This window comes from Bradyrhizobium agreste (genome assembly GCF_016031625.1).
Lineage (GTDB): Bacteria > Pseudomonadota > Alphaproteobacteria > Rhizobiales > Xanthobacteraceae > Bradyrhizobium > Bradyrhizobium agreste.
Genome location: NZ_JACCHP010000025.1, coordinates 54,581 through 78,105, shown reverse-complemented (window position 1 = coordinate 78,105; position 23,525 = coordinate 54,581). Strand labels below are relative to the sequence as shown.

At 64.0% G+C, this 23,525-nt stretch carries 26 protein-coding genes and 1 pseudogene; 15 read left to right on the top strand and 12 right to left on the bottom strand.

Annotated elements, in window-relative coordinates:
• Window positions 1-33 precede the first annotated feature (33 nt).
• From HZZ13_RS29900 to recA, 3 genes are all read right to left on the bottom strand, one after another.
• The gene (locus tag HZZ13_RS29900; RefSeq protein WP_197963095.1) at window positions 34-1,032 is read right to left on the bottom strand and encodes a hypothetical protein; all 999 of its coding nucleotides are present in this window, start codon (window positions 1,030-1,032) and stop codon (window positions 34-36) included.
• A gap of 9 nt (window positions 1,033-1,041) precedes the next feature.
• Window positions 1,042-2,022, bottom strand: coding sequence for a hypothetical protein (locus tag HZZ13_RS29895; protein WP_197963094.1), 981 nt, complete (start codon window positions 2,020-2,022; stop codon window positions 1,042-1,044).
• Between the two features lie 106 nt (window positions 2,023-2,128).
• Complete coding sequence (recA, locus tag HZZ13_RS29890) at window positions 2,129-3,217, bottom strand: recombinase RecA (RefSeq protein WP_027577058.1); 1,089 nt, start codon at window positions 3,215-3,217, stop codon at window positions 2,129-2,131.
• Between the two features lie 502 nt (window positions 3,218-3,719).
• Here recA and HZZ13_RS29885 point away from each other — a divergent pair.
• Window positions 3,720-3,920: a hypothetical protein gene (locus HZZ13_RS29885; RefSeq protein WP_197963093.1), complete on the top strand. Its 201-nt coding sequence runs from the start codon at window positions 3,720-3,722 to the stop codon at window positions 3,918-3,920.
• A gap of 157 nt (window positions 3,921-4,077) precedes the next feature.
• Window positions 4,078-4,248, top strand: coding sequence for a hypothetical protein (locus HZZ13_RS29880; RefSeq protein ID WP_197963092.1), 171 nt, complete (start codon window positions 4,078-4,080; stop codon window positions 4,246-4,248).
• A 641-nt stretch (window positions 4,249-4,889) separates the two neighbouring features.
• Here HZZ13_RS29880 and HZZ13_RS29875 read toward each other — a convergent pair.
• The 3 genes from HZZ13_RS29875 to HZZ13_RS29865 all read right to left on the bottom strand — a co-directional run bounded on the left by HZZ13_RS29875 (window position 4,890) and on the right by HZZ13_RS29865 (window position 5,951).
• A complete protein-coding gene (locus HZZ13_RS29875) occupies window positions 4,890-5,147 on the bottom strand; it encodes a DUF2798 domain-containing protein (RefSeq protein WP_197963091.1) in 258 nt (85 codons plus the stop codon).
• Between the two features lie 156 nt (window positions 5,148-5,303).
• Window positions 5,304-5,555 (bottom strand): hypothetical protein, encoded by a 252-nt coding sequence (locus tag HZZ13_RS29870; RefSeq protein WP_197963090.1) that lies wholly within the window; start codon window positions 5,553-5,555, stop codon window positions 5,304-5,306.
• Between the two features lie 99 nt (window positions 5,556-5,654).
• On the bottom strand, window positions 5,655-5,951 hold the full coding sequence (locus HZZ13_RS29865; RefSeq protein WP_197963089.1) for a hypothetical protein: 297 nt from the start codon (window positions 5,949-5,951) through the stop codon (window positions 5,655-5,657).
• Window positions 5,952-6,323: 372 nt separating this feature from the next.
• Here HZZ13_RS29865 and HZZ13_RS29860 point away from each other — a divergent pair, with 372 nt between their 5' ends.
• The 4 genes from HZZ13_RS29860 (at window position 6,324) to HZZ13_RS29845 (ending at window position 8,366) form a co-directional block, all read left to right on the top strand.
• Window positions 6,324-6,788 (top strand): PaaI family thioesterase, encoded by a 465-nt coding sequence (locus HZZ13_RS29860; protein WP_197963088.1) that lies wholly within the window; start codon window positions 6,324-6,326, stop codon window positions 6,786-6,788.
• A gap of 158 nt (window positions 6,789-6,946) precedes the next feature.
• Window positions 6,947-7,189 (top strand): PilZ domain-containing protein, encoded by a 243-nt coding sequence (locus HZZ13_RS29855; protein WP_197963087.1) that lies wholly within the window; start codon window positions 6,947-6,949, stop codon window positions 7,187-7,189.
• Window positions 7,190-7,525: 336 nt separating this feature from the next.
• Complete coding sequence (locus HZZ13_RS29850) at window positions 7,526-7,930, top strand: hypothetical protein (RefSeq protein WP_197963086.1); 405 nt, start codon at window positions 7,526-7,528, stop codon at window positions 7,928-7,930.
• A gap of 103 nt (window positions 7,931-8,033) precedes the next feature.
• Entirely contained in the window at window positions 8,034-8,366 is a 333-nt protein-coding gene (locus tag HZZ13_RS29845; RefSeq protein ID WP_197951402.1) for a hypothetical protein, read from the top strand.
• A gap of 99 nt (window positions 8,367-8,465) precedes the next feature.
• Here HZZ13_RS29845 and HZZ13_RS29840 read toward each other — a convergent pair whose 3' ends face one another.
• Together HZZ13_RS29840 and HZZ13_RS29835 are read right to left on the bottom strand one after the other, a co-directional pair.
• Entirely contained in the window at window positions 8,466-8,933 is a 468-nt protein-coding gene (locus HZZ13_RS29840) for a DUF6691 family protein (protein ID WP_197963085.1), read from the bottom strand.
• Window positions 8,934-8,938: 5 nt separating this feature from the next.
• Complete coding sequence (locus HZZ13_RS29835) at window positions 8,939-9,367, bottom strand: YeeE/YedE family protein (protein WP_197963084.1); 429 nt, start codon at window positions 9,365-9,367, stop codon at window positions 8,939-8,941.
• Window positions 9,368-9,432: 65 nt separating this feature from the next.
• Between HZZ13_RS29835 and HZZ13_RS37000 the strand changes: the two are divergent.
• From HZZ13_RS37000 to HZZ13_RS29820, 4 genes and pseudogenes are all read left to right on the top strand, one after another.
• A pseudogene (locus HZZ13_RS37000) lies at window positions 9,433-9,564 on the top strand (transcriptional regulator); the annotation flags it as partial.
• 34 nt (window positions 9,565-9,598) lie between these two features.
• Window positions 9,599-11,035, top strand: coding sequence for a cytochrome c oxidase accessory protein CcoG (gene ccoG / locus HZZ13_RS29830; RefSeq protein WP_197963083.1), 1,437 nt, complete (start codon window positions 9,599-9,601; stop codon window positions 11,033-11,035).
• Between the two features lie 124 nt (window positions 11,036-11,159).
• Window positions 11,160-12,344, top strand: a complete 1,185-nt coding sequence (locus HZZ13_RS29825) for a GNAT family N-acetyltransferase (protein WP_197963082.1) — start codon at window positions 11,160-11,162, stop codon at window positions 12,342-12,344.
• Window positions 12,345-12,655: 311 nt separating this feature from the next.
• Complete coding sequence (locus tag HZZ13_RS29820) at window positions 12,656-14,191, top strand: PAS domain-containing sensor histidine kinase (RefSeq protein ID WP_197963081.1); 1,536 nt, start codon at window positions 12,656-12,658, stop codon at window positions 14,189-14,191.
• Window positions 14,192-14,284: 93 nt separating this feature from the next.
• On the opposite strand, the gene HZZ13_RS29815 is transcribed toward HZZ13_RS29820, so the two are convergent.
• Window positions 14,285-14,950 carry a DsbA family oxidoreductase gene (locus HZZ13_RS29815; RefSeq protein ID WP_197963080.1) on the bottom strand — a complete coding sequence of 222 codons (666 nt, stop codon included), beginning with the start codon at window positions 14,948-14,950 and terminating at the stop codon, window positions 14,285-14,287.
• Between the two features lie 171 nt (window positions 14,951-15,121).
• Between HZZ13_RS29815 and HZZ13_RS29810 the strand changes: the two genes are divergently transcribed.
• Complete coding sequence (locus tag HZZ13_RS29810; protein WP_197963079.1) at window positions 15,122-15,919, top strand: thioesterase family protein; 798 nt, start codon at window positions 15,122-15,124, stop codon at window positions 15,917-15,919.
• Here HZZ13_RS29810 and HZZ13_RS29805 read toward each other — a convergent pair.
• Window positions 15,907-16,728, bottom strand: coding sequence for a helix-turn-helix domain-containing protein (locus HZZ13_RS29805; RefSeq protein WP_197963078.1), 822 nt, complete (start codon window positions 16,726-16,728; stop codon window positions 15,907-15,909). The two genes, HZZ13_RS29810 and HZZ13_RS29805, sit on opposite strands and share 13 nt — an antisense overlap.
• 40 nt (window positions 16,729-16,768) lie before the next feature.
• Complete coding sequence (locus HZZ13_RS29800; protein ID WP_197963077.1) at window positions 16,769-17,590, bottom strand: helix-turn-helix domain-containing protein; 822 nt, start codon at window positions 17,588-17,590, stop codon at window positions 16,769-16,771.
• Window positions 17,591-17,690: 100 nt separating this feature from the next.
• Between HZZ13_RS29800 and HZZ13_RS29795 the strand changes: the two genes are divergently transcribed.
• The 4 genes from HZZ13_RS29795 (at window position 17,691) to HZZ13_RS29780 (ending at window position 22,667) form a co-directional block, all read left to right on the top strand.
• Window positions 17,691-17,921: a hypothetical protein gene (locus HZZ13_RS29795; RefSeq protein ID WP_197963076.1), complete on the top strand. Its 231-nt coding sequence runs from the start codon at window positions 17,691-17,693 to the stop codon at window positions 17,919-17,921.
• Window positions 17,922-17,952: 31 nt separating this feature from the next.
• Window positions 17,953-18,351 (top strand): hypothetical protein, encoded by a 399-nt coding sequence (locus tag HZZ13_RS29790; protein ID WP_197963075.1) that lies wholly within the window; start codon window positions 17,953-17,955, stop codon window positions 18,349-18,351.
• A gap of 1,200 nt (window positions 18,352-19,551) precedes the next feature.
• Window positions 19,552-21,321, top strand: coding sequence for a S8 family serine peptidase (locus HZZ13_RS29785; RefSeq protein WP_311972764.1), 1,770 nt, complete (start codon window positions 19,552-19,554; stop codon window positions 21,319-21,321).
• On the top strand, window positions 21,318-22,667 hold the full coding sequence (locus HZZ13_RS29780) for an MBL fold metallo-hydrolase (RefSeq protein ID WP_197963073.1): 1,350 nt from the start codon (window positions 21,318-21,320) through the stop codon (window positions 22,665-22,667). The genes HZZ13_RS29785 and HZZ13_RS29780 overlap by 4 nt, the downstream gene beginning before the upstream one ends.
• A 295-nt stretch (window positions 22,668-22,962) precedes the next feature.
• On the opposite strand, the gene HZZ13_RS29775 is transcribed toward HZZ13_RS29780, so the two are convergent.
• Window positions 22,963-23,523: an SET domain-containing protein gene (locus HZZ13_RS29775; RefSeq protein WP_197963072.1), complete on the bottom strand. Its 561-nt coding sequence runs from the start codon at window positions 23,521-23,523 to the stop codon at window positions 22,963-22,965.
• Window positions 23,524-23,525 lie beyond the last annotated feature (2 nt).

The window sequence follows — 23,525 nt, the reverse complement described above, 5'->3', positions numbered from 1 at the left end:
AATACAAGAACACTCTGAACGAAGGGGTACGCACTAATCAGGCTCGATCAGTGAGAAGGCCTCGGTGTCCCACTGCCACAGCCGGTGGTGGGTCAGGTGCGTGCCGCCCCACCAGCGATCGATTCGGTTGTGGCAGCAAAAGTGTTCATGGCCGCCAAGCACCGCTTTGCCGAACTCGGTGAGCGACAAGCGGGATTGCTTATACCGCTGGAGGCGGCTTGAATCATTGTGCATCTCCAGGGAAAACGGGCCTTCGTCCAGTCCAGCGACCCCTGGTCTCTCGCATCGCGCAAGACCATCAAGCAACGCCCCTATCTCCCAGTAACCGAAAACGCGACGCTCGTTGGACTTCTGATATCCCGGGAACACGTCAAAGGGCTGCACCCCACCCGGCGCGATCAATTCCAGGATCCGCGTTTCCGTGGCCCCGAGGCCACTGGTCACGTTTGGAAGCTCTTCGAGCAGATCAACAACGCAACGCTCGAGCTGCGGAAGCAGGCTCAAATCCGTTTCAAGCAGACCGAACCAAGCCTGCGGCGTCGGCGCACGGTAAGCTCGCCACGCGCGACCAGCCAGTTCAACGTGATCTTGCGTGGGCTTGACAATCGGCGGGTTCAGATTCGCGAGGCCCTCGGGACCGAGACCGCTCACGGCGATGTCCAGGGGACGCATCACGAGTTTGGACGCCGCCGCTCTATCGATGCCGCAATGGTCGAGGAGCAAGAGCAATAGCAATAGCGCATTTGGCTCGGGCTCCATCCACAGTTCGACCGAGTCATACTCTGAGAACAGCTCGATCAGTCCGCGCCCCTCAAGGCCCGAACTTTTGAGGCGCCAGGAGGGCGTATCGTCCAGCCAATGAAGACCTAATGGGTGGGGCGTACGTGGCGCAAAGAATGCATTGAGCTCCGCAGTGGACGGCAGCGGTCCCCTAACAAGACGGCGCTCGATCGCAATGACGAGGTCGGCAAGGCCCGCCCCCTGTATCGCACCGGCGGCGGACGAATCTGTCGTCACAATAAGCCGCGTCATCCCGTGACCTCAGGGCTTCGTCAGGACAGCGCCGTAGCGCCAGAGCCGATCGTTGGTCAGATGCGTGCCGCCCCACCAGCGATCGATCGGATTGTGACGGCTGAAATCTTCCTGATGAGCCAGGACGGCCTTGCCGAACTCGGTCAACGACAGCCGGCTGCGGAGATAAACCTTGTGCCGGGCTCCGAGATTGCCAAGGTCGATGGTGCGCAATTCGTCGCCCAGCCCCGCCACAGCTGGCTTGGGGCCGAGGGCCAAGCCTTCGAGCAAATATCCCAGTTCGACCTCACCCCACACGTAAGTGCCCCGTAGCGAGCGCAAATGGAACAGCGCATTCGTGTTCGCATACCAGGCAAGCATCTCCAGAAACCGCATCTCGGTCGCACCGAGCCCTGTCAATGGAGACGGGAGTTCTGCCAGAAGCTCGAGCAAGGCCGGCCGAAGCAGCAGCAGGGCACTCAGATCCTGGTGAAGCAGATCGATGCACGGCTCCGGGGTCGGCGCGCGGTAGGCCGACCAGGCCAATTTGGCAATCTCGAACTCTTCCGCGCCGACATCCGCGACGGGAATATGGGGCTCGGCCTCAGCAAAATCATGGTCGGGACTGAACGTCAGATCGGAATCCAGCAATCGCAGCCCGAGCTTCCGCGTCAACGCCGGACAGTTGCTCAGGTGATCGAGCAGCCAGACGAGTTGCAATTGATCGCGGACAGTCGCTCCGAACCAGAGTTCGATCTCGTCATACGGCTCGCAAAATTCGGCCAGCGACAATTTGCGCCCCTTGGCGCCTCGGGGCCAGCGGACCCAATCCGACCAATGTTCGGCATGGCCAAGCTCTGCGGTGTAGGCAGCCAAGTAAGCCGAGAGCTTTTCCGCCTGCGGGAGCGGTCCCCACTCAAATTGAAAATGGAACGGGATAACGATTTCGGCCAACCCCGATCGAGCGAGATCACTGCCGCCGCCCCAGCCAGTCAGGATTAGCCGCTTCATCGCACCACCTGATCAACTGCAACGCAAAACGAAACGGGCACCGAAGACGTCGGCAACTCAACGTCCTCAGTGCCCGCTCCTCGCGAAAAACTCTTCGCGTTAAGGCTTACTCGTCCGCCGGCTCCTCGCCGTCGGCGTCGCGCTCCGGCGTGCCGGCCAAAATCTGCTCGGCGATCAGGCCGGAGTTCTGGCGGATCGCGGTCTCGATCTTGGCGGTGATGTCGGGGTTGCCCTTCAGGAACGCCTTGGCGTTCTCGCGGCCCTGGCCGAGGCGCTGGCTGTCATAGGAGAACCAGGCACCGGACTTCTCGACGATGCCGGCCTTGACGCCGAGATCGAGGATCTCGCCCATCTTGGAGACGCCCTCGCCGTACATGATGTCGAACTCGACCTGCTTGAAGGGCGGCGCCAGCTTGTTCTTGACCACCTTGACACGGGTGGTGTTGCCGACCACCTCGTCGCGCTCCTTGATCGCACCGATGCGGCGGATGTCGAGGCGGACGGAGGCGTAGAATTTCAGCGCATTGCCGCCGGTGGTGGTTTCCGGCGAGCCATACATCACGCCGATCTTCATGCGGATCTGATTGATGAAGATCACCATGGTGTTGGACTTGTTGATCGAGGCCGTCAGCTTGCGCAGCGCCTGGCTCATCAACCGCGCCTGAAGGCCCGGCAGCGCATCGCCCATCTCGCCTTCGAGCTCGGCCTTCGGCACCAAGGCCGCGACCGAATCGACGACCAACACATCCACCGCGCCCGAGCGCACCAGGGTGTCGCAGATCTCCAGCGCCTGCTCGCCGGTGTCGGGCTGCGAGATCAGGAGCTCGTCGATGTTGACGCCGAGCTTGCGGGCATAGACCGGATCGAGCGCGTGCTCGGCGTCGATGAATGCGCAGATGCCGCCCTTCTTCTGCGCTTCCGCCACCGTATGCAGTGCCAGCGTGGTCTTGCCGGAGGATTCCGGCCCGTAAATCTCGACGATGCGTCCCTTGGGCAGGCCGCCAATGCCGAGCGCGATATCGAGCCCGAGCGAGCCGGAGGACACCGCCTCGATGTCCATGGAGCGGTCGTTCTTGCCGAGCTTCATCACCGAGCCCTTGCCGAACTGCCGCTCGATCTGGGAGAGCGCGGCGGCCAGAGCTTTACTCTTGTCCATGGAAGATCCTTCGACGATACGCAGGGCAGTTGCGGACATTGGGTCGTGCTCCTTATGGCGAGGATTCGCGTGAGGGACAAACGGTTGCGAGGCAGCTCGGCGATAAAAGCAATGTACCCTATTTGTTCCAGGTTCGCAATATGTTCTTTTGCGATTGTCTCGCCCATCAGCCAACAGAGCCGATCGAACCGGCCCCATGAACCATAGCGGTGCGCCCGGGTTATCCGGGCATGCATCGCCTGTGGTATTTCGCGGCCTTCCTCGCCGTCACCGCAACCGCGTTCGGGGCCTTGGTGGCTTTTGACAAGTTCCTGGGATGACCGGACGCCGCCTGGACGGCGGCCCTTTGGTCGATGAAGTCGACAGCGACAGACCGGCTATGCTCGATCGTCAGGCTGCCGGCTTTGCCTGCGTGCACAACTGAACAGACGCGGATCCATTTCCAGATCCTAATGCATCATCACCGCGCTGACCGTGGCCATTATCGGTGATGAGAACGCTCACCTTGCGCTCTCGCCTCCTCGCACGGAAAGAGCGCGTCATGTTCAAGCGGCGACGTTTCAAGCAGCAACTGACCCTGCAAGACCGGCTGTCGGCATCGGCGAAGCAGGTCCGCGAGCAGGCGTCCAAGCTTCCGCCGGGGGTGGAGCGGGACGCGCTGCTCAGGAAGGCCCGTCAGGCCGACGTTGCGAATCATCTGAACGATTGGGTCAAGTCGCCGGGGCTGCAGCCGCCGAAATAACCGGGGCCTCTGCCGGGTTCCTCGAAGCGAACATGACCGGCATCAACGACGCGCTGCCGGCGCGCCGTCATATTTCCGTAATCCTGCGGCACCGAACCTTTTCGCGGTCTCCGGCCTTCTGTGGGGATGGGACCGCAACTTTTGGGGACCTTCAGTCATGACGGACAACGACACGCACCACTATACGATCAGGCGAAAGCCGCTGCTGGAGGCGGCGCACGAGGAGATGGTGAAGTTCGAGCGCAAGGAGAATGAGTTCCGCAAGAAGGATCGTGAAGAGCGCGCCGCCGAGCTCCATCTTCCGCTGAACGAAATCAAGGTTCACTAGGCCGCAGGCCCGGCTTCCGGAGCGGGTCGAAGGCCCGTTCCGCGCCCCCATCGTTAGGTGGATTCCCGATCGTTATCGCTAGCCCTGCCACCGCAGCAGCGGGAACGGGTCCACGAGGTATCTAAATACTACCCGTAACCCGTTGACGGGTCGAGGAAATTCTCAGGCACCCTACGGTGCATGGGGTTGTTTTGCGACTTTTGACAGACAAGGCGCGCCGGCGCCCTCGGTGGGGAGGCCCGGCACGTCCGTTGTGTGGACGGCAGCGCCCGTTACAGCAGCGCCAGCAGAATCAAGCCTATCACCAGCACCACGAAGCCAGCCGCCGTCGCGGCGGCGAATGACCGCTCTACGTTATCCATGATGCCACCCCGCTGTCGGCGCGCCACGTTTCCCCCATGGCTGCGGCCGAACGGATGAAATCTTGCCGACGGGTGTGTCCGCAGTGGTGCGGACGGATGTCGAAATTGGGACCGGTGCGGGGCCAGTCTGCGGCCTTGCGATCGCGCACCTGCCGGCGGTCCGACTGTCAGGCTATCGTAAGCTGAGCCGGCTAGGGTCGCCGGGCTCTGGTGTTGCAGCCCAGCACCCAGCCTCCAACAACTCTCAGCCCTGCCTGGCTTTGCCCAGGCGGGGCTTTTTCATGCCTGCCGGCCGGCGCGAGGCTCCCGCTCCTCCAGGGTCAGGCGCAGCGAGAAGGCGCGGATCGCGGGCGCCGCCAATAGCACCACCGGCAGCATCGCGGCCCATGCGATCAGCCAGGACACCATCCAGTGCCGAACGAAGAGCACCGGGCTGCCTGCGGGAAAGCTGGCTACTCCCGCCGCGATCAGCGAGGTCAGGCCGGACTGGATGATGCCGAAGACGAAATGCGAGTAGCGGCGGGGAATGCCGAGCATGAGGCGCCCATGGTTGCTTGTCGGCGATCAGGCAAGCAAGGCACATGCCGTTGGTCTCCAGGCGTGGAACCACGCTGCCGGTCAGCCTCGGCCGGAGCCCAGGAACTTTGTTCATGGTCGGAGAACCACGGAGGCTCAGCGCGCCATAGTTCGGCGTCAGTCCGCGCTGGGCAGCCGCCGCATGGTGAACTCGATGTCGCCGCCGGGCAATTCGCGCCAGGTCTCGACCTCGCTCATATAGCCGGCCTTGGGGTAGCGGGCGAAGAAGGCCTGCGCCCGCTCCCGCGCCGCCGCCCGCGGCAGCGTGAAGGTCTCGCGCAGAAAGCCGTCGCCGGCGGACTGGCCGGGCTTGCCGGCCGCCTTCCGGCGCGCCATCCGCTCGGCGAGATCCCGCGGACGATCGGCCATGTCTTGCCTTCCTCTACGCAACTACACTGCACACAATGTAGGGCGCCGGCCGGATGAAGAGGAGTCCTTCCAGGAAGCGTTGTGCCGCCCCGGAACGGGTCAGTTGGCAGCCGTCCCGCTCTTGGTCTTCTTCGGCGCACTGGTTGCAGCCGACGCCTTCGGCGCCGCCGGCTGCTTCGGCTGTTCGGCGCGCATGCCGCCCCAGGGATCGCTGGAGGCCTTGGAATCCGGAATCTTCTTCAGCGTCTCCTTGTAGGCCTTCTCGCGTTCGGCCTCGGCGGCCTTCTCCTCCGGGGACTTGCTTGGGGCATCCTGCATCAAATTAATGTTGGGCATTTGCGCGGAGGCAGGTCCCGCCAGCACGGCCAGCACCGCGGCCAAACGGAAAAGCTTCATCATTCACTCCTTAAGTCGTCCATGAGGCGCTGATCGCCCCGCGCCGTGTCGTCCTTGTCAGCCCGGTCACGACCCGGACGCCGCGGGCCCGCTAGAGCCGATCCGATCTGCATGATTTGGGCGCATGCAGCCAATCGTCCCAGATCGGGCCGCATTTGGTGCACCCGCTCAACGCGAGACCGAGCAGGCCCATGCAAAAGACGAGGACACAGCGACGCAACATCATCCACCCCTACCCCAAGCGAGGCATCATATCGGGCCAAGTCAGGCATTTTCAAGCCGACGTGGCCGGCGCGAGACCGGATGACTTTGCCTCGCCGATGCGCGCACAATGCGATGAAACATCCGGCAACACAGGAGAGCGCGACAGCAATGCAAACGCAGCCAGAAGCCGAGTTCGGCCCCGCCGACGCCAGGCGCATCCTCGGCGAGGTCTTTGCGCCCTGGGTCCAGGATCTCAACCTCGCGGTCGAGCGCATCGAGCATGCGCCGCCCGCGGACGTCCCGGACTGGCAGCCCGGCGCGCTGCTGCGCATGCCGTTTTCGGAGCGGCTGTGCCGCAACGGCGGCGTGGTCTGCGGCCAGGCCCTGATGGCGCTCGCCGATACTGCGATGGTGATCGCGATCCTCGCGGCAAATCGCGGATACCGCCCCATGACCACGGTCGATCAGACCACGCATTTCATGCGCGCGATCTCCGCGTCCGACGTGCTGGCGGATGCCCGCGTGGTGCGGCTCGGGCGCACCATGAGCTTTGGCCGCGTTACGCTGCTCTCGGCCGCCGACGGCAAGCCGGCCGCGATGGTGTCGAGCGCGTTCGCGATGCTGCCGGGGTGAGCGCGCCCTGAAACCAGGAGAGCCGCGGTCGTTGGAGCGGCTCGCCGCTCCAACGTCGTAAACAAAGTCTGAAACGCCGTGCAAGTAGCGCCAGTATTGAGTTTAGTTCAACGTAATTTCTATGCACTACTTCATACGCATCGGCAGGACTGACGCGGATGATTGAGAAGCGCACATCGCAACGTCACCGTGTTTTCAAGGGCGGAAAGATCACCTTTGAAAACAATGGCATTCCTTGCACGGTGCGAAACATGTCGGCGGGCGGCGCGGCGATCGACCTCGACACTCCCGTCATGTTGCCGCAATCGGTCACGCTCTCGATCGCGTGCGACCATTTCGTAAGGCATTGTCGCACAGTTTGGCGCAGCAACAAGCGCGTGGGCCTCGCTTTCGTGCAATAGCGGTCGCGATGTGAACGAAGGTTCGCATCGCATGCACAACACGATCATGAATTGCTAGAAACGGCGACGCCGGCGCAGGCTCGCGATCGAATGCGCTCGAGCGCAGCCTTGTGGGCGGTCTCGTCTGCTTGCGCCGAGGCGGCCCTCAGAGCCAGCACGGCGGCCGCGACGACCAAGATCGTCATTATGGCAATCCCCCGCCCGTGGGGTACAAACCAACCTGCAATCGCGGAATAGCAATGTCGCGGGTTCCAGGACTTCAGCAAATCTTGATCGGCCGAGACTTCGTCGGATCGCAATCGTGCCTATCTGTTGGCCCGCAGGGGACCTTCACGGATGTTGCGGATCATTGCTCATGCGGCGCTGCTCGTTGGCGCGCTTGCACTCGATGCCTGCGGCTTTGCCGACAGCCGCGCACCGGTGCCGGAGTTCATGCGCATGAAGGAGGCCGAGCAGCCGCCGCCGGAAGCGCCGCCGGACGTCAAGCGCGTGGTGCGGGAGCAGATCGACGTCGTCTTTCTTGCGACGTCGTATCCGCGCGAGGTTCACGTCGCCCCGCCGCATCGTGAGGTGCGAGGACCGGGCTGGACCGCGTGCGTCCGCGCGCAGCTCACCTCGGCGACCGGCACGTCGCTCGGCGCCCAGACCTACATCGTGACGATCAACGGCGGCAAGGTCGTGGACCGCCGGCGCGCCGACGCCGACGACATCTGCGGGACGGAGACCTACGAGCCGATCTAGCGATCCGTCCTGACCACAAGGTTCCGGGAAAAACCTGTAGATCAGCCGGGAACGATCACCGCCTCCCCTTCTTGTTACCGCCGAGGGCAGTTTCGAGGAGGACATGATGAGGACGTTGACTATTGCGCTGTTGGCTGGCGTGGGTGCCTTGGCCGCGGCCTCGGGGGCGAAGGCTTCCGATATCTATACAAGCAGCGAATACACCAATCCGGATCTCGTGCAGCAGGTGCGACTTGTCTGCGACGATTCCGGCCGCTGCTATCGTACGCGCGGCGGTTCGCGCGTGATCGTGCGCGATTCCTACAATTACATGCCGCGCGAGCGCTATTACGAGCGCCGGACCTATCATCGCGATTGGGATGACGGCCCGCGCGCCGGCGTCGGCATTCGCGCGCCTGGCGTCAGCGTGGGCGTCGGTGTCGACGACCGCTGGTGAGCGATGAAAGCTTGATGGTCGGGACCGGGCGAGGCTATTCGCCCGGTCCCGCTGGTGTGACCGAACTTGCGGTCGTCCATGTCGACTCGCGACGTGACTTCAGGTTTCGAGCGGATCGGCCGGCGTGACGTAGCGTGCCAATGACGGCAGGTGAGCGATGAAGCGGGCGAGCACCATGCCGGCGCACATCGCCACGACGAAGATGACGGCGGAGAGCGAGCCAAATCCGAGCGCCGTCAGCGCCGGCCCCGGACAGAAGCCCACCAGCCCCCAGCCGACGCCGAAAATCGCGGGACCAGCGACGATCCTGGCATCGATGTCGCGCCGCGTCGGCAGATAGAACCGATCGGCGAAGAACGGACGCGCGCGCTTCAGGACACGGCCGAAGCCGACGAATGTCACCGCCACCGCGCCCGCCATGACGAAGGCGAGGCTTGCGTCCCATGTCCCCGCCGCAATGCCGCCGATGTCGAGGAAGTTCAGCACCTTGGCCGGGTTCGACATGCCGGAGACGATGAGGCCGAGGCCGAAGATCAGCCCGATCGCGAATTGAACGAGAATTGCCATGGCAATCAGCTCCAGTGCCGCATCACGAAGACGGTGGCCATGCCGGCGGCCATGAAGGTCATTGTCGCGATCAGCGAGCGCACCGACAGCCGCGACAAGCCGCAAACGCCATGGCCCGAGGTGCAGCCGCTGCCCCACACCGAACCGAAACCCGTCAGCAATCCGCCGACGATCAGGACGGCCGGCCCCGCAGCGATCGTCTGCTCCGGCAGACCTCCGGCGACGAGCCGAACCAGCACCGGCGCGGCGGCGAGACCTGCGACGAAGGCGAGGCGCCCGGCGAATTCGCGGTCCTCATAGGGCGGAAACAGCCGCGCGGCGATGCCGCTGACGCCGGCAATCCGCCCCGTTGCCCACATCAGCAGAACGGCGGCAAGCCCGATCATCGCGCCGCCAACGAGCGAAGCGATCGGTGTAAAAGAAGTCAAGACCATGAGCCTCCCCTGAGCGCGAGCACCCTTGCGCAGGGCGCAAATACCGTGGCCGCACTATGCCAGCACTCGGAAAGATGCGCGCATTGAGCCTGGTCAAACCGAGGCGGGACGGCCAAACGATATATTACAGCATCGCGAGCCCGGAAGCCCACGCAGTGCTGGAGGTTCTGTACCGTCTCTTCTGCGCCGGCAAGTAGGACTCTCGCCTTCGCAAGACGCGGGGAGCATGGGATGACCGACGACACCTTCATCGAGGGACCTCTCTACGAAAAGCGGAAGAAAGTCTATCCGCAGTCGGTCCATGGCCCCTTCCGCCGCATCAAATGGGCGATCCTGTGCGTCACGCTCGGGACCTATTATCTGCTGCCGTTCGTGCGCTGGAATCGCGGACCCGGCCTGCCCGACCAGGCCGTGCTGATCGACTTCCCGCACCGGCGCTTCTACTTCTTCTTCATCGAGCTGTGGCCGCAGGAGGTCTATTATTTCACTGGTCTCCTCATCATCGCGGCAATGATTCTGTTCCTGATGAACGCGGTCGCCGGCCGGCTGTGGTGCGGTTACATGTGCCCGCAGACGGTGTGGACCGACCTGTTCTACGCGGTGGAGCGTTGGGTCGAGGGCGACCGGCGCGAGCGTATGCAGGGTGACAAGCGTTACTGGACGTTCGACCACATCCGGAAGGTCGCGCTGAAACACTTTCTCTGGATCATGATCGCCTGGTGGACCGGCGGCGCCTGGGTGCTCTACTTTTCCGACGCACCGACGCTGGTGAAGGAGCTCGCGACCTTCCAGGCACCGTTCATCGCCTATCTCTGGATCGGCATTCTCACCGCCACGACCTATGTCTTTGCCGGTCATGCCCGCGAGCAGATGTGCATCTACATGTGCCCGTGGCCGCGGATCCAGGCGGCGCTGACCGACGAATGGGCGCTCAACGTCACCTATCGGCGTGACCGCGGCGAGCCGCGCATGTCGGTGAAGAAGGCGAATGCTGCCCGCGCCCACGGCGAACCCTCCGGCGACTGCGTCGACTGCCATCAATGCATCAATGTGTGCCCGACCGGCGTCGACATCCGCCACGGCATCCAGCTCGGCTGCATCCAGTGCGGCCTGTGCATCGACGCCTGCGACAACGTCATGCGCGAGATCGGCCGGCCCCAGGGCCTGATCGGCTACGACACCGAAATCAACATGCAGCGCCGGCGCGAAGGCAAGCCGCCGATCTACCGCATCATCCGTCCGCGCACGCTGATCTATGCCGCCGCCATCGCCATCGTCGGCAGCATCATGCTCTACACGCTCGCGACCCGCGCGACGATTGACGTCAACGTGCTGCACGAGCGTAATCCCCTCTTCGTCCAGCTTGCGGACGGCGGCGTGCGCAACGACTACACCGTGCGCATCCTCAACAAGGGCGCACAGCGATCGTTTGCGCTTCAAGTCTCCGGTCTGCCGGGCGCGACCATTCGCGTCGCGGGCATCGAGGCCGGCCCCGGCGGCAAGCCCATCATCGAGGTCGGGCAGGATCAAACCCGCGAGGTCAGGCTGTCGGTGCTGGTCGGGCCTGGCGACCTGCCGAAGAGCTCGCGCGACGTCGAGATCACCATCACCGACACCACCGGTGGCGGCCGCGCAAGCACCCGCGATCATTTCGTGCCGGGAGACTAGATGCTGAATGGAGTGTTAACGCTACCGCTCGAATTGCAGCGGCGTCCCAACGGTATTTTCCAATCTTTGCGCTAAGCATGGCCGGTAGCACGGGCTCAGCTCGCGTGAACGGGGACGACGGGACGTGGTTGACATCGCGCATCAGGCGGCGATCAATCCGGCATCGGCAAGGGATGTCGCGACGGCGGACGCGCCTGTCCCGCTTAGCGCCGTCGACCCCGGTCAATGGCGCGCCCTGGCGCAGCGTGCGGTCGAGCCGAACGGATATTACCTGCCCGCCTGGGAACTCGCCGTCAGCGCAAGCGCACGCGGTCGCACGGATGCCTCGGCGCTGCCCGCATTTGACGGCTCTTCGGCCCGGCTGATCGGCCTGATGCCGGTGATCTCACTCTGGCGCGCCCTCAAGATTCCCCTGCCCGCCCTGATGAGCGCGCATCCCTATGGCACGCTGTGCAGCCCGCTGCTCGACCGCGATGCTCCGCTCGAGGCGGCCGCGCTTCTGTTGCAGCAGGCCCGCGAGGCCGGCGCGCATGCGCTGGTGCTGACCGACGTCGCGCTTGATGGCACCGCCATGGCATCGCTGGAGCAGGTGCTGAAGCGCGACGGCCTGAAGCCGAGAATCCTCAGCTCCTATATCCGTGCCAGCCTCGATGCGACGCAGGATGGAGAAGCGCTGTTGCGGGAGGCGCTCGGCGCCAAGAAGCTCAAGGAGCTGCGGCGCCAGCGTCATCGTCTCGAGGAGCACGGCCCCGTCGCGTTCGAGATTGCGCGCGGCTCCGACGAGATCGGACGTGCGCTCGAAACCTTCCTGCAGCTCGAAGCCAGCGGCTGGAAGGGCAAGCGCGGCACCGCACTGGTCCAGCACGCCGGCGACGCGACCTTCATCCGCCGCGCAGTTCCGGCGCTGGCCGAGACTGCTCAGTGCGAGATCGTCACACTTCGCGCCGGCACGATTCCGGTCGCAGCCGGCATCGTGCTGCGGCATCAGGACCGCGCCTTCTTCTTCAAGCTCGGCATCGACGAGCGCTATGCTAGATATTCGCCGGGCGTGCAGCTCACGCTCGACCTCACCCGCCATCTCTGCGCCGATCCCGCCATCGCCAGCGCGGACTCGACGGCAAATGCCGACCATCCCATGATCAACCCAATCTGGCGCGGGCGTTTTGCAGTCGGTGACGTCCTGATCCCGCTGCGGCGGCACGATCCGGTCGTGGGGCTGGTCCATGCGGCGCTGACCACGCTTCGCTTCGCCCACGATACGGCGCGGAGCGTGGTTCATTTGATGCGCCGAACGCGCAAAACAGTCTAGGCCTTGTCCTCACGATTGAGGCCGCACCTTACTTTGCAAGCGGGCGTGGGCCACTATCGACGGACATTGTTCGGTGCCCGCGACACAAGAAATAGGGTCCGCCTCACACGCATGCGTTGACGAACCCGGGATTCCAGCTCGCGTTGTTTTCGGCACAGCCAGATCGCTATAGAGAAGCCCTGTATACGGGAGTATAGTGTCAGAGGGCCTGTTCCTGATCCATCTTGGGCGACTTCGGGGAGAGACACGGGCCCGCAATCCGGCACGAGAAATCTGGCGATTGATCCATCGCGCGTGAGCAAGAGATGATCATGCAGCATCCGATTCAAGCGCCCTCGGTCGCGCTCGATTCGAATGAGCGCAAGCGCCCCGAGGAGGCACTGCGCGAGAGCGAGGAGCGCTTTCGCACGTTGGTGCAATTCTCCTTCGATGTGTACTGGGAAACGGACGCGCAGCATCGCTTCATCCGCCAGGAGTTCGCTGACACACTTCCCGAGCCGCCGGTCTCCGAGATCGGCAGGACACGATGGGAGGTCCCGTATCTAGAGCCTGACGCAGATGGCTGGCGCAAGCACCGGGAGATACTCGACGCTCACCTCCCGTTTCGCGATTTCGAGCTGGCGCGGCCGACGCCCGACGGCGGCAAGCGCTATATTTCCGTCTCTGGGCTGCCCATCTTCGACAAGACCGGGAACTTCGTGGGTTACCGGGGTGTGGGACGCCACATCACCGAGCGCAAGCGCGCGGAACAGGCGCTGATCGAGAGCGAGGCCCGTTTCCGTACCTTCGTGGACCACGCGACCGATATGTTCATGCTCCACAATGAAGATGGTCGCGTTCTCGATGTGAATCGGAATGCCTGCGAAAGCCTCGGCTACAGCCGAGCCGAACTGGTTGGGGCAACTGCGACCTTGTTCGATCTGGAGATGGATGAAGTGACCTGGCGTAGCAACCGCGAGCGCCTCAAGGCCGGCGGCATCGCTACGCTCGAGAGGCGCTATTGCCGAAAGCATGGCACTGTGTTTCCCGTCGAAGTCCGCATGCGGGAATTCTGCGAAAGCGGCCAGTCACGAATCATTTGTCTGAGCCGCGACATCAGCGAACGCAAGCGAACCGCCGAGACGCTCCGCGAGATGCAGGCTGAACTAACCCACGCGAATCGCGCGGCGGCAATGGGCCAGGTCACGGCTTCGGTGACACACGAATTGAGCCAACCAATCACCGCGACGCTCTGCAACGCAGAGGCCGCACTGAACTGGCTAGGAACACAATCTCCAAATCTGGAAAAGGCACGGCAGGCGCTCGCATCCATTGTCGCAGAAGCCAGGCGAGGCAGCGAGATCATCAGCTGGGTCCGTTCCTTGATCAAGAAAGCTCCGGCGCCGAAGGAGAGCGTCGATGTCAATGGTGCAATCCTGGACGTGATCACCATGGCCCGTAGCGAGCTTCTCAAACATGATGTCTCGATCCAGACCGACCTCGCTCCGGGCTTGCCGCTCGTGAAGGGCTATCGCGTTCAGCTGCAACAGGTGGTCCTCAATTTGATCCTCAACGCGATCGAGGCAATGGACTGCCTCGACGTTGGCGGACGGGAGCTGCGGATCAGCACGGCTGCAGATGCCTCAAATCTCGTTGTTGTCGCCGTACGGGATACCGGACCCGGGCTTGACGCGGCAATCGTCGACCGCCTGTTCGAGCCCTTCTACACCACCAAGCCGGACGGGACCGGCATGGGCCTGTCGATTAGCCAATCAATCATCGAAGCGCATGGAGGACGACTTTGGACTGGTCCGAATGAACCACGGGGGGCCGTGTTTCAGTTCAGTCTGCCTTCGGAACAGGGGTGATCCTCGTCGCTTTTCTGGAGCAAGCTGCGCGACAGGAATTCACCGCCTCAAACGCACCCTCGCTATTGCGTGCCTATTTCTATCTCGAAGCGCCTACTCCGCCGCCTGTGCGTTGATCTCGGCGGAGACCTGGCGTATGGCGCGCGCGAGCAGGTTCGGATCCTGCGCGCCGGAGACGGCGTACTTTTGCGCGAAGACATAGGTCGGCACGCCGGAGATGCCCTTGTCGGCGGCTTCCTGCGCATCCGCCGAGACGCGCGCGACGTCCTCGTCGGTGGCGAGGCGCTTGCGCACGTCGTCGGCGTCGAGGCCGATGTCGGCGGCCGCCTGCACCAGCACGTTCACATCGGTGAGATCGCCGCCGTCGCGGAAATACAGCTCCATCAGGCGCTGCTTCATCTCGGGCGCCTTGCCGATCGCTTCTGCCCAGAGAATCAGGCGGTGGCAGTCGGTCGTGTTGGGCTGGCGCGCCACGAGCTCCGGCTTGTAGACGAGGCCCTCCTCGCTCGCGGCCGCGACGACGCGTCCCGCAATGCCCTTATAGGCTTCGACCGAGCCGAACTTCTGGGTCAGATACGCCTCGCGGCTGATGCCCTCGCGCGGCACCCAGGGATTGAGGAAGAAGGGACGGAAATTGAGCTTGACCGGAACGTCGGGCACCAGTGCCAGCGCGCTCTCGATGCGATGCTTGCCGATATAGCACCAGGGGCAGACCACGTCGGAGACGACGTCGATCTGGAGCGGTTTCAGCGTGCTCATGTCAGGCGCCTCCTTCGGGCACTTCGAGGGTCCGCCCCGAACATAAGCCGAACCGGGGGCGGCGCAAGGCACCCGTCCTGCATGGCTCACGACTTCACCTCTGCGGTTATTGTGACCGGTTCTCCCCGCCCCGATACTTACGGCCACGATCAAGCCCCAGGGGAGACCGCGATGAGCGCCATTTTCAAGCCGGAAGGTGATCTGTTCCGCGCCACCGAGCGTGCCGGCGGTCCGTGGTCGCCGGACATGCTGCAGGGAAGCGCCACCACCGCGCTGATGACCCGCGAGGTCGAGCGCCTCGCCGCCAAATCCGGCTTTGCGGTGCGGCGCCTGACCTTTGATCTCTGGCGCCCGGCAGGCCTGCGCCTGTTTAGAAGCGCCAGCGAGCTGCTGCGCGACGGTCGCAAGGCCAAGACGTTGCAGGTGCGGCTGATGGACGGCGACACCGAGATCGGTCGCTGCACGGCGCTGCTGACGGCGCCGAGCGGCGAGTCGCCCATCGATCCGTTCGCGAGGCCCGTGGCTCCCGACAAGGGGCCGGAGGCCGGCAGCCCGCCGCCCGCCTTCGCGCAGAAATGGAGCCGCTATTTCCAGCATGTGTCGGTGCGTCTCATCGAGGGTGCGCTGGAGAAGCCCGGCCCGGCCGCGGCCTGGATGCGGCTCGATGCGCCGCTGGTCGAGGGCGAGACGAACACGCCGCTGCTCCAGGCGGTGCAGGCCGCCGACTTCTCCAGCGGCGTCGCGCAGATCGTCGACATGCGCCAATGGACCTTCATCAACCCGGAGATCAGCCTCTATTTCTTCCGTCCGCCGGAGGGCGAATGGATATTGATCCGCGCCGCGACGCGCGTCGGCGCCCATGGCGCGGGCCTCACCACGGCGACACTGAGTGATCGCAACGGTCCGTTCGCGGAGGTCATGCAGGCCATGAGCTTCGAACGGCGCGAAGCGCAGTCTCAGGCGTCCTGAGCCGCAAGCGCAGTCAGGGCGGCCTCGGAGGCGGCATCAACAGGCATGAACATCTCGACGCGAAGCTCCTGCAGCGTCACGTCCTGCGGGGTGCCGAGGGTCAGCACTGCACCGATCAGACCAATGCCGACATCGCCCTTGCGCAGGCGCACCTCGCAGAGCGGCCCTGGCACGAAATTATCCTCGGTCGCCGCAGGAAGCTGCGGCAGCCGCATCAATTCGCGCCAGGTCGATTGCAGGGCTTCGTCAAGCGGCGCGGCCATGGCCTCATGCCGTGCCCGCGCCAGCAGCGCGGCTGCAACCATCGGCCAGTTCTCGACGAACGGCTTGAGCTCGTCGGGAGCGAGGAACATGCGCATGTGGTTGAGCGGCCGCTGCATGCGCGCAGGGCCAAGCAGCATGGTCATCAGGCGCGAGGCGGCGCGATTGGCCTGCATCACGTTCCAGCGCCGGTCGGTGACGATCGCCGGGAACGGCTCGTGGCGGAGAAGCAGAAGATCGACGGCGCGCCGCGCCTCGGCAAGCTCCGGCGCCGACAGATCGCGCTCGCCATATTGCCGTGCGAAGCCGCCGGCTTCGAGCAGCGCGTTGTGGTCGCGCAACGTCAGATCGAGCGCGGACGCGAGCTGCAGCAGGATGTCCCGGCTGGCCGCCGCCTTCCCGGTCTCGACATAGCTCAGATGCTTGACCGAGATGCCGGCCTCGAACGCCAGCTCCGCCTGGCTCAATGCGCGGCGGCTGCGCCAGCCGCGCAGGAGATCGCCGACGGGATTGGCCGGCCGCAATCGCCGGAACGCGCGTGTGTCCATCCGCCGATTATGCGAGCGCTGCTCCGTCCTGTAAACGGCGCTAGCGCAGGCGGGCGGCCATCTGCTTCAACCGCTCGGCGGTGCGCTCGTCCGCCGGAAAGAACGTCTCCAGCGCCAGCTCCGACAGGGTGATGTCGACCGGCGTGCCGAACACCATGGTGGTGGAGAAGAAGCTGAGGATCTCTCCGCCATGCCGCAGCTTGAAGGGGATCGCGACGTTGTCGCTCGACAGTGGCGCCGAGCGCGCCGGCATGGGATAGCTCTTCAGATCATTGTAGAGCTTGATCAGCTCCGGATCGGCTGTCGCCTCGCACTGCCGGTGCAGCCGCTCCAGGAGATGCCCGCACCATTCGGCGAGATTGACCGTGCGCGGCGCCAGCGCCTCGGGATGGAAGGCCAGCCTGAGCACGTTGACGGGCTGGCCGAGCAGATGCTGCGGGATGCCATCGAGCAGCGGCGCCACCATGCGGTTGGCGGAGACCAGGTTCCAGTGCCGGTCCACCGCAAGCGCCGGATTGGGCTCATGCGCTTTCAAGACGAGGTCGATCGCCTGACGGGCTGACTTCAAGGCGGGATCCTCCAGCGGGCGCTGCGGAAACGCCGGCGCGAAACCGGCCGCGACCAGCAGCACGTTGCGTTCGCGCAAGGGCACGTCGAGCCGCTCGGCGAGCCTGAGCACCATGTCGCGCGAGGGCGCGGCGCGGCCGGTCTCGACGAAACTCAAATGCCGCGCCGAGATCTCGGCTTCGCCGGCGAGATCGAGCTGGCTCATGCGGCGGCGCTGCCGCCATTCGCGCAAATGATCGCCGATATGGACCGGCTGGCTGCGTTCGGTGCGTGCGGTGGATGCATGTGCGTTCATGGTCGAAAACTAGCACGCGGATTTAGGCGCTTCCATTACCACCGAGGTAATCGAATTGGGGGACGACCGCGCGCATCTTGGGTCGCAACAGGAGATGACCATGATCGCGCTGCTGCTCTACCGGACCATCGCAGACCACGTCTTGCCCTGGGCCATGGCCTTCGCAACGCGGATGCTGGCGCGCAGCCTCAACCTGCCGGAGCCCCTGGTGCATTCGACCGGCGACTATGTCGTCGCGCAGGTCATCGCCTTCGAGCACGGCGTCGGCAGGAGCCTCTGCCCGTTCCGTCTCGCCCGCCTGCTCCGCGCCTGGTGGCGCGGTCGGCGTTGAGTTCCACCCAGCCCAACCAAGGAGACCTGAGATGATCGATGCATCCACCTTCCTGCGCCGCGCCCTCTTCGCCGACGCCATCTTCAGCGGCGTCGCCGCGCTCGGCTTCACCTTCGGCGCGAGCGCGTTCGCAGCGCTGTTCAACCTGCCCGAAGCGTTGCTGCGCGAGACCGGCCTGTTCCTGATCGCCTACACCGCCCTGGTCGGCTGGCTCGCCTCGCGGACCACGCTGGCGAAGCCGCTCGTCCTGCTGGTCGTGATCGGCAACACGGCCTGGACGGTCGGCAGCATCGCGCTGCTGCTCTCGGGCGCGGTGTCGCCGAACCTCGCCGGCGCGCTCATGGTCGTCGCGCAAGCCATCGCCACCGGCGTGTTCGCCGAGCTGCAATATGTGGGCTTGAAGAAGAGCGAGCGCGCGGTCGCGGCGTGATGGCTTCGTGCCAGCTCCGCGGCGCAGACCGGGGAACGCGAAGGCTTCGTCATATCGGATCTTACCCGGATGCATGCATGACCTCGCGTTCTCGCGGCGCATTTCGCCCGAGCTTTGCTGCCGTCTTGCGCCTTTCGTTGCCGGAGGGCGCAGGGAAGGCCGGGCGCCGGCGGCACCCGAGTCCGTGCGCAATGGGAATGCACACGGGGTGGACTACAGGTGTTGCCGGTCGCCCGGCCTTCCCTGCGCGGATGGTTTTAACGGTGTCCTTCGTGCTCTCCTCGGGGAGCGTTGCACTATTGCCCCCGTCGCCTCGCGGCCGCGATGTGCGCCCGGTTGAGCCGCCCATCACCGCGAGCCTTGACGCCAGAACCCCGGGCGTCGGGACCACACGACTTCTCCGTCCGCGGACGGCTTGGCCTCGGCGCCCGGGGCTTAGTGTGCGCACCCCAGACCATCGACCAAACCGCTGTGACCGCGCCGTGTCGTACCGCGTCGCGTGCGACTCACGGTTGCCCGCCCTGTCATCACGCAAACCGCGCCGGCGCTACCGCGTCCACCGCACCCCGGCCCGCATCTCGTGACGATCGCGAAGCGCCCCTCTGGCAGGGCCGGGATGGGCGTCGTATGCCACAAATCCGAAATTCGGAAAAGTGATATTTTTTTGCGCGGTGGGATTGACTGGATTTGGGTGTTTTGCCCGACGCCTCGCCGTTCCGTTATTGGGACGAGCCCCGCGACGAAGCAACCGAGTAGCGGCAGAATACCAATCCTTACGGGAGCTATCTCCATCTCATGATCGGTATCGTCGCAACTTCGTCCGGAGAGGCAGTTGCTTCTACCGTCACTAAGACCGTACCGAGCAGCTTTACACGCCCCCCGGCAAAAGGACGCAGTTGGTTCCATATGGTAGAAACTGCAAAACTTTCGTGCCATGGTTGTTAATGGGAGGTAACAACCATGACCGACAGATACGAGTCGCTTGCGCGACGGCGGATGCATCCGAAGCTTCGTGTCTTGGCAAACAGCGATGCGCGAGTGAACGCTGCCAAAGCTGAAATACAGGGCTGTCTCAAGGTGACCTCCACCCTCGCCGCACAGGCTCCGAGCCTCGGAGCCGCAGTTGCACCCGGGCAGATTTCCAAAGGTAAAACCGCGGTCAAAGACCTCAATACCGCCGACCGGCGCGAAAATGTCGAAGTGAATGTTTTCGTCCGGTCGACCGAGCCGGTAAGGCTCGGACCGCATGATCGCGCTCAAGGCCGGCTCGCCGCAATGCGGCTCGGGCTTGAGGAGATCGAGAACCTCGCCGGCGATGCCAATATCGTCATCATAGAGCCGGCTGAGACTTTAAAGCCGCCGCGGCCGCTCAAGGGCAGCGCGACGACCAGTACCCCGACGGCTCGCGTGGTCGCCAACGAACGCAAGAAGCATGGTGACGGTGTCGGCGTCATCATCGGGGTCATCGACGTCGAGGGATTCGATTGGGCCCATCCCGATTTCCTGGACCAGGCCGGCAAATCGAGATTCGTCAGCATCTGGGATCAGGGCGCGAAAGACGGCACGCGACCGGCTGGGTTCGATTACGGCCGCGTCATTACTTCTGCCGACATGGCTCAGGCGGTTACCGAGGCCAAGCAGGTGCATGTGTCGCCGCATGATCTCGAGCCGCAGTCGCAGATGGTCGTCGGCTCGCACGGGACGCATGTGGCCAGCATTGCGGCCGGCAATAGCGGCGTTTGCAGCAAGGCCGACATCGCAGCAGTCCTAATTTCGCTTCCGGCCGAAGACCTCGAGCGCAGAACCTCATTCTACGATTCGACGCGGCTGCTCGATGCCGTGATCTACCTGCTTGATCTCGCCGCCGGCCGACCGATCTCGATCAATATCAGCCTCGGAACCAACGGACATGCGCATGACGGCTCAAGCGCACTCGATCGATGGCTCGATGTCCTGCTCGCCGAACCCGGCCGATCGATCTGCATTGCGGCCGGCAATGCGGGCCAGGAACGACCCGAAGCTCCGGACGATCTCGGATACATGCTGGGCCGCATTCACGCCGGCTCGCGCATCGCGGCGCAGGGGCTCGATCACGAGCTTGAATGGGAAGTGGTCGGAGACCGCATCAAGGACGCTTCCGAAAACGAGATGGAGCTTTGGTACGAACCGCAGGACCGCTTCGCGATCAGCATCCGTCCGCCGGATGGGCAATGGATCGGACCGATCGCGCCGGGCGAATTTCTGGAGAACTTCCAGCTCGCCGACCGCACCATGCTGAGCATTTACAACGAGCTGCATCATCCCGCGAACGGCGCCAACTACATCGCAGTCTACTTGACGCCCTTCATGGGCGACGTCGTGGTCGGCGTGAAGGCAGGAACCTGGCTCGTGAAGCTCCACGGTCTTGTCGTCCGCGACGGCCGCTTCCACGCCTGGATCGAACGCGACGATCCGGTCGATATCGGCGACGGCGCGCACTTCTGGCCTTCGTTCTTTTCGGCGCGATCGAACGTCGATGCCTCCTCAGTGAGCGCGCTTGCTTGCGGCCAGCGCATCGTCTCGGTGGCGAATCTCCACGAGGCGCGCCGCAGCGCGCATATCACATCGAGCCAGGGGCCGACCCGCGACGGCCGGCCCAAGCCCGACATCGTGGCACCCGGCACAGACATCGTCGCCGCAAACGGTTTCGGCGATCCGGCTGAGCCGTGGATACCCATGACTGGCACCAGCATGGTGAGCCCGTATGTGGCGGGCGTGATCGGATTGATGCTCGCAGTCGAGAAGACCCTCACGGCGGCGCAGATCCTCGGCATCCTGAAAGCGACCGCGCAACCGTTGCCGGGCGGCACGTTCGAATGGGTGAACGATTGCGGCTTCGGGGTGATCATGCCGGAGGCCTGCCTCAGGGAGGCGGGACACGTCACGGCCCGGCTCGATGCGAAGGATCGTTTCAAGGGGCGCTTGTCATGAAGATCACGTTGCTGCCCTCGGAGAAGGGCGATTGCTTACTGATCGAATCCGGCGACGTCGCGATCCTCGCGGATGGCGGCATGCCCGGCTCTTACGCGGCCGAGGTGCGGCCCTTTCTCGGACGCTTCGCTGCGGCCGGTGGCGAGCTCGATCTCGTGTACGTCTCGCATGTCGACCAGGATCACATCGCCGGCGTCCTGCAGCTCCTCGAAGACATGGTCCAGTGGCGCGTGCACAAGCACAAGGTCGCGAACAATCGGCCCTCGACCAAGCCCAAGTTTGACGAGCCGCCGGTCGTCAAGCGCATCTGGCACAATTCCTTCAAGGCGCTGGTTCCGGAGAACGCAGGCGAAATCGGCACCATGCTGGCGGCGCGAGCCAACACTCTGTCGAGTTCGGGCAATCCCGCGGCGATCAAGCTCGCGGCCGCCTACAGCAACATCGCCAACTCCATTCCGGAGGCGATCAAGGTTTCGCGGCGCATTGCGGCCGATCAGCTCGACATTCCCTTGAACGGCGAGTTCAACCACCTGCTAGCCATGGTGCGCGGCAAGAACGCCATTAAGCTCAAACCTGGAAGCAAGCTGTCGATCCGCGTCATCGGGCCATTCGAGAAAGATTTGGAGATACTCCGGGATTATTGGAATGCATGGCTCAAGGACGTGAAGAACGCCAATGCGGTAAGAAGCCTGAAGGAGTGGCTTGAAACTAACCGCGCGGGTCTTCCCGCCGGGACGATCGGCCTGTCAATCGATGACGAGATCGGCCGGCGCGCGAAGGTCACGGAGCCGAATCTCGCCTCGCTCATGTTGCTGCTGGAGGAAACCAAAGCCGGCGGCGGCGTCACGCGCGCCATCATGACCGGCGACGGTCACCACGAGGACATCCTGGCCGGGCTGCAGCATCATGGTCTTCTCGCAGACGGCAAGGGACTTCACGTGGACCTGCTCAAGATCCAGCATCACGGCTCGGAGCACAACCTGGACCGAGATTTCGTCAAGCGCATCACCGCCGATCATTACGTTTTCTGCGCCAATGGGGAGCACGAGAACCCCGATCTGCGGATCATCGAGGTGCTGTTGAAGTCCCGCCTCGGCGAGGACCACGAGCTCTCGCCCAATCCCGAGGCCGACCAGTCCTTTACGGTGTGGCTCAATTGCTCGAGCCAATATCTCAAGAAGCAGATCGAAGCCAAGGAGAAAGCTGGCAAGTCGACCACGAAGCTGGAGAAATCGCTCGAGCACCTCGAGCTGGTCGAGAAGGCGCTGGCAGAAGCGAAGGCCGAGAGTGGCGGCAAGCTCAAGGTGAAAACGCTGAAGGCCAATCCGCTTGTGCTGGAGATCTGATCCCTTCGCCGCCGAGCCAATTCCGTCGCGGCGCCATACAGTCAATTGCAGGCGCTGCGATTTGGCGCCGAAGTCTCAGCGAAGCGGAAGCAACCCCGCGTTCCTCCGCGGCGAGAATCTGGATGCTTCCGCCTTCGCCAAGGCTTCGGCGGACAAGTCGCTTTCGCTCGCAATGACGAAGATGAGGCGAGAACGTCGTGCTCGGGCTGAGGGCGAGCCTAGTGGACGGCTTTGGCCCTTGCGCGAAGCCTGTCAGCTCGCGCGGCAGCAGCGCGCGCGACGACCGATGCGGGGACTACGCCTTCACGCGGCCCACCTTGCCTGCAAAATGCTTGCCGTTCAGCTTCTTCTTTTTCGCCGTGCTTTTCGCGCCCGCCTTCTTGGCCTTGCGCTCGGCCCGCGCCTTCACCTTGGCGGCTTCCGCCCTCGCCTCCGCGCGCAGCTTCTTGCGCCTCTTCTCGCAGAAATCGCACTTGCAGCCGATCGGTTTCAAGTACGCTTTGAAATAGTCGGTGCCGTAATCGTAGTTGATCTCGTCGCCCGGCTCGATGTTCTTGATGGCGCGGATATAGACCTTGCGCTCGCGCGGCCGGACGTCCGATTCCGCATTGGGGCGGCAGGAATGGTTGATGTAGCGCGCGAGGTTCTTGCGCACCGAGCCGTCGATGGTCCAGCGGCCGTTGAGCTCGAACAGATATTTGTTCTCGATCTCGTCATGTTCGGGAATCCGCGAGTCCAAGATCGGTCCGAAATAGCGGATGATCCGGGTCCCCTTCTTGATCGGCTTGGTGGCGAAGAGGCCGAGCCCGGTCTTGGAGCGGCCGACGCGATAAGGTTTGTTCGAGGTAGCTGGCATGA

Bases quoted from the DNA above. Each gene is read 5' to 3' on its own strand.
- HZZ13_RS29900 (WP_197963095.1), bottom strand. From the start codon at position 1,032: ATGACGCGGCTTATTGTGACGACAGATTCGTCCGCCGCCGGTGCGATA.
- HZZ13_RS29895 (WP_197963094.1), bottom strand. From the start codon at position 2,022: ATGAAGCGGCTAATCCTGACTGGCTGGGGCGGCGGCAGTGATCTCGCT.
- recA (WP_027577058.1), bottom strand. From the start codon at position 3,217: ATGTCCGCAACTGCCCTGCGTATCGTCGAAGGATCTTCCATGGACAAG.
- HZZ13_RS29885 (WP_197963093.1), top strand. From the start codon at position 3,720: ATGTTCAAGCGGCGACGTTTCAAGCAGCAACTGACCCTGCAAGACCGG.
- HZZ13_RS29880 (WP_197963092.1), top strand. From the start codon at position 4,078: ATGACGGACAACGACACGCACCACTATACGATCAGGCGAAAGCCGCTG.
- HZZ13_RS29875 (WP_197963091.1), bottom strand. From the start codon at position 5,147: ATGCTCGGCATTCCCCGCCGCTACTCGCATTTCGTCTTCGGCATCATC.
- HZZ13_RS29870 (WP_197963090.1), bottom strand. From the start codon at position 5,555: ATGGCCGATCGTCCGCGGGATCTCGCCGAGCGGATGGCGCGCCGGAAG.
- HZZ13_RS29865 (WP_197963089.1), bottom strand. From the start codon at position 5,951: ATGAAGCTTTTCCGTTTGGCCGCGGTGCTGGCCGTGCTGGCGGGACCT.
- HZZ13_RS29860 (WP_197963088.1), top strand. From the start codon at position 6,324: ATGCAAACGCAGCCAGAAGCCGAGTTCGGCCCCGCCGACGCCAGGCGC.
- HZZ13_RS29855 (WP_197963087.1), top strand. From the start codon at position 6,947: ATGATTGAGAAGCGCACATCGCAACGTCACCGTGTTTTCAAGGGCGGA.
- HZZ13_RS29850 (WP_197963086.1), top strand. From the start codon at position 7,526: ATGTTGCGGATCATTGCTCATGCGGCGCTGCTCGTTGGCGCGCTTGCA.
- HZZ13_RS29845 (WP_197951402.1), top strand. From the start codon at position 8,034: ATGATGAGGACGTTGACTATTGCGCTGTTGGCTGGCGTGGGTGCCTTG.
- HZZ13_RS29840 (WP_197963085.1), bottom strand. From the start codon at position 8,933: ATGGCAATTCTCGTTCAATTCGCGATCGGGCTGATCTTCGGCCTCGGC.
- HZZ13_RS29835 (WP_197963084.1), bottom strand. From the start codon at position 9,367: ATGGTCTTGACTTCTTTTACACCGATCGCTTCGCTCGTTGGCGGCGCG.
- ccoG (WP_197963083.1), top strand. From the start codon at position 9,599: ATGACCGACGACACCTTCATCGAGGGACCTCTCTACGAAAAGCGGAAG.
- HZZ13_RS29820 (WP_197963081.1), top strand. From the start codon at position 12,656: ATGCAGCATCCGATTCAAGCGCCCTCGGTCGCGCTCGATTCGAATGAG.
- HZZ13_RS29815 (WP_197963080.1), bottom strand. From the start codon at position 14,950: ATGAGCACGCTGAAACCGCTCCAGATCGACGTCGTCTCCGACGTGGTC.
- HZZ13_RS29810 (WP_197963079.1), top strand. From the start codon at position 15,122: ATGAGCGCCATTTTCAAGCCGGAAGGTGATCTGTTCCGCGCCACCGAG.
- HZZ13_RS29805 (WP_197963078.1), bottom strand. From the start codon at position 16,728: ATGGACACACGCGCGTTCCGGCGATTGCGGCCGGCCAATCCCGTCGGC.
- HZZ13_RS29800 (WP_197963077.1), bottom strand. From the start codon at position 17,590: ATGAACGCACATGCATCCACCGCACGCACCGAACGCAGCCAGCCGGTC.
- HZZ13_RS29795 (WP_197963076.1), top strand. From the start codon at position 17,691: ATGATCGCGCTGCTGCTCTACCGGACCATCGCAGACCACGTCTTGCCC.
- HZZ13_RS29790 (WP_197963075.1), top strand. From the start codon at position 17,953: ATGATCGATGCATCCACCTTCCTGCGCCGCGCCCTCTTCGCCGACGCC.
- HZZ13_RS29780 (WP_197963073.1), top strand. From the start codon at position 21,318: ATGAAGATCACGTTGCTGCCCTCGGAGAAGGGCGATTGCTTACTGATC.
- HZZ13_RS29775 (WP_197963072.1), bottom strand. From the start codon at position 23,523: ATGCCAGCTACCTCGAACAAACCTTATCGCGTCGGCCGCTCCAAGACC.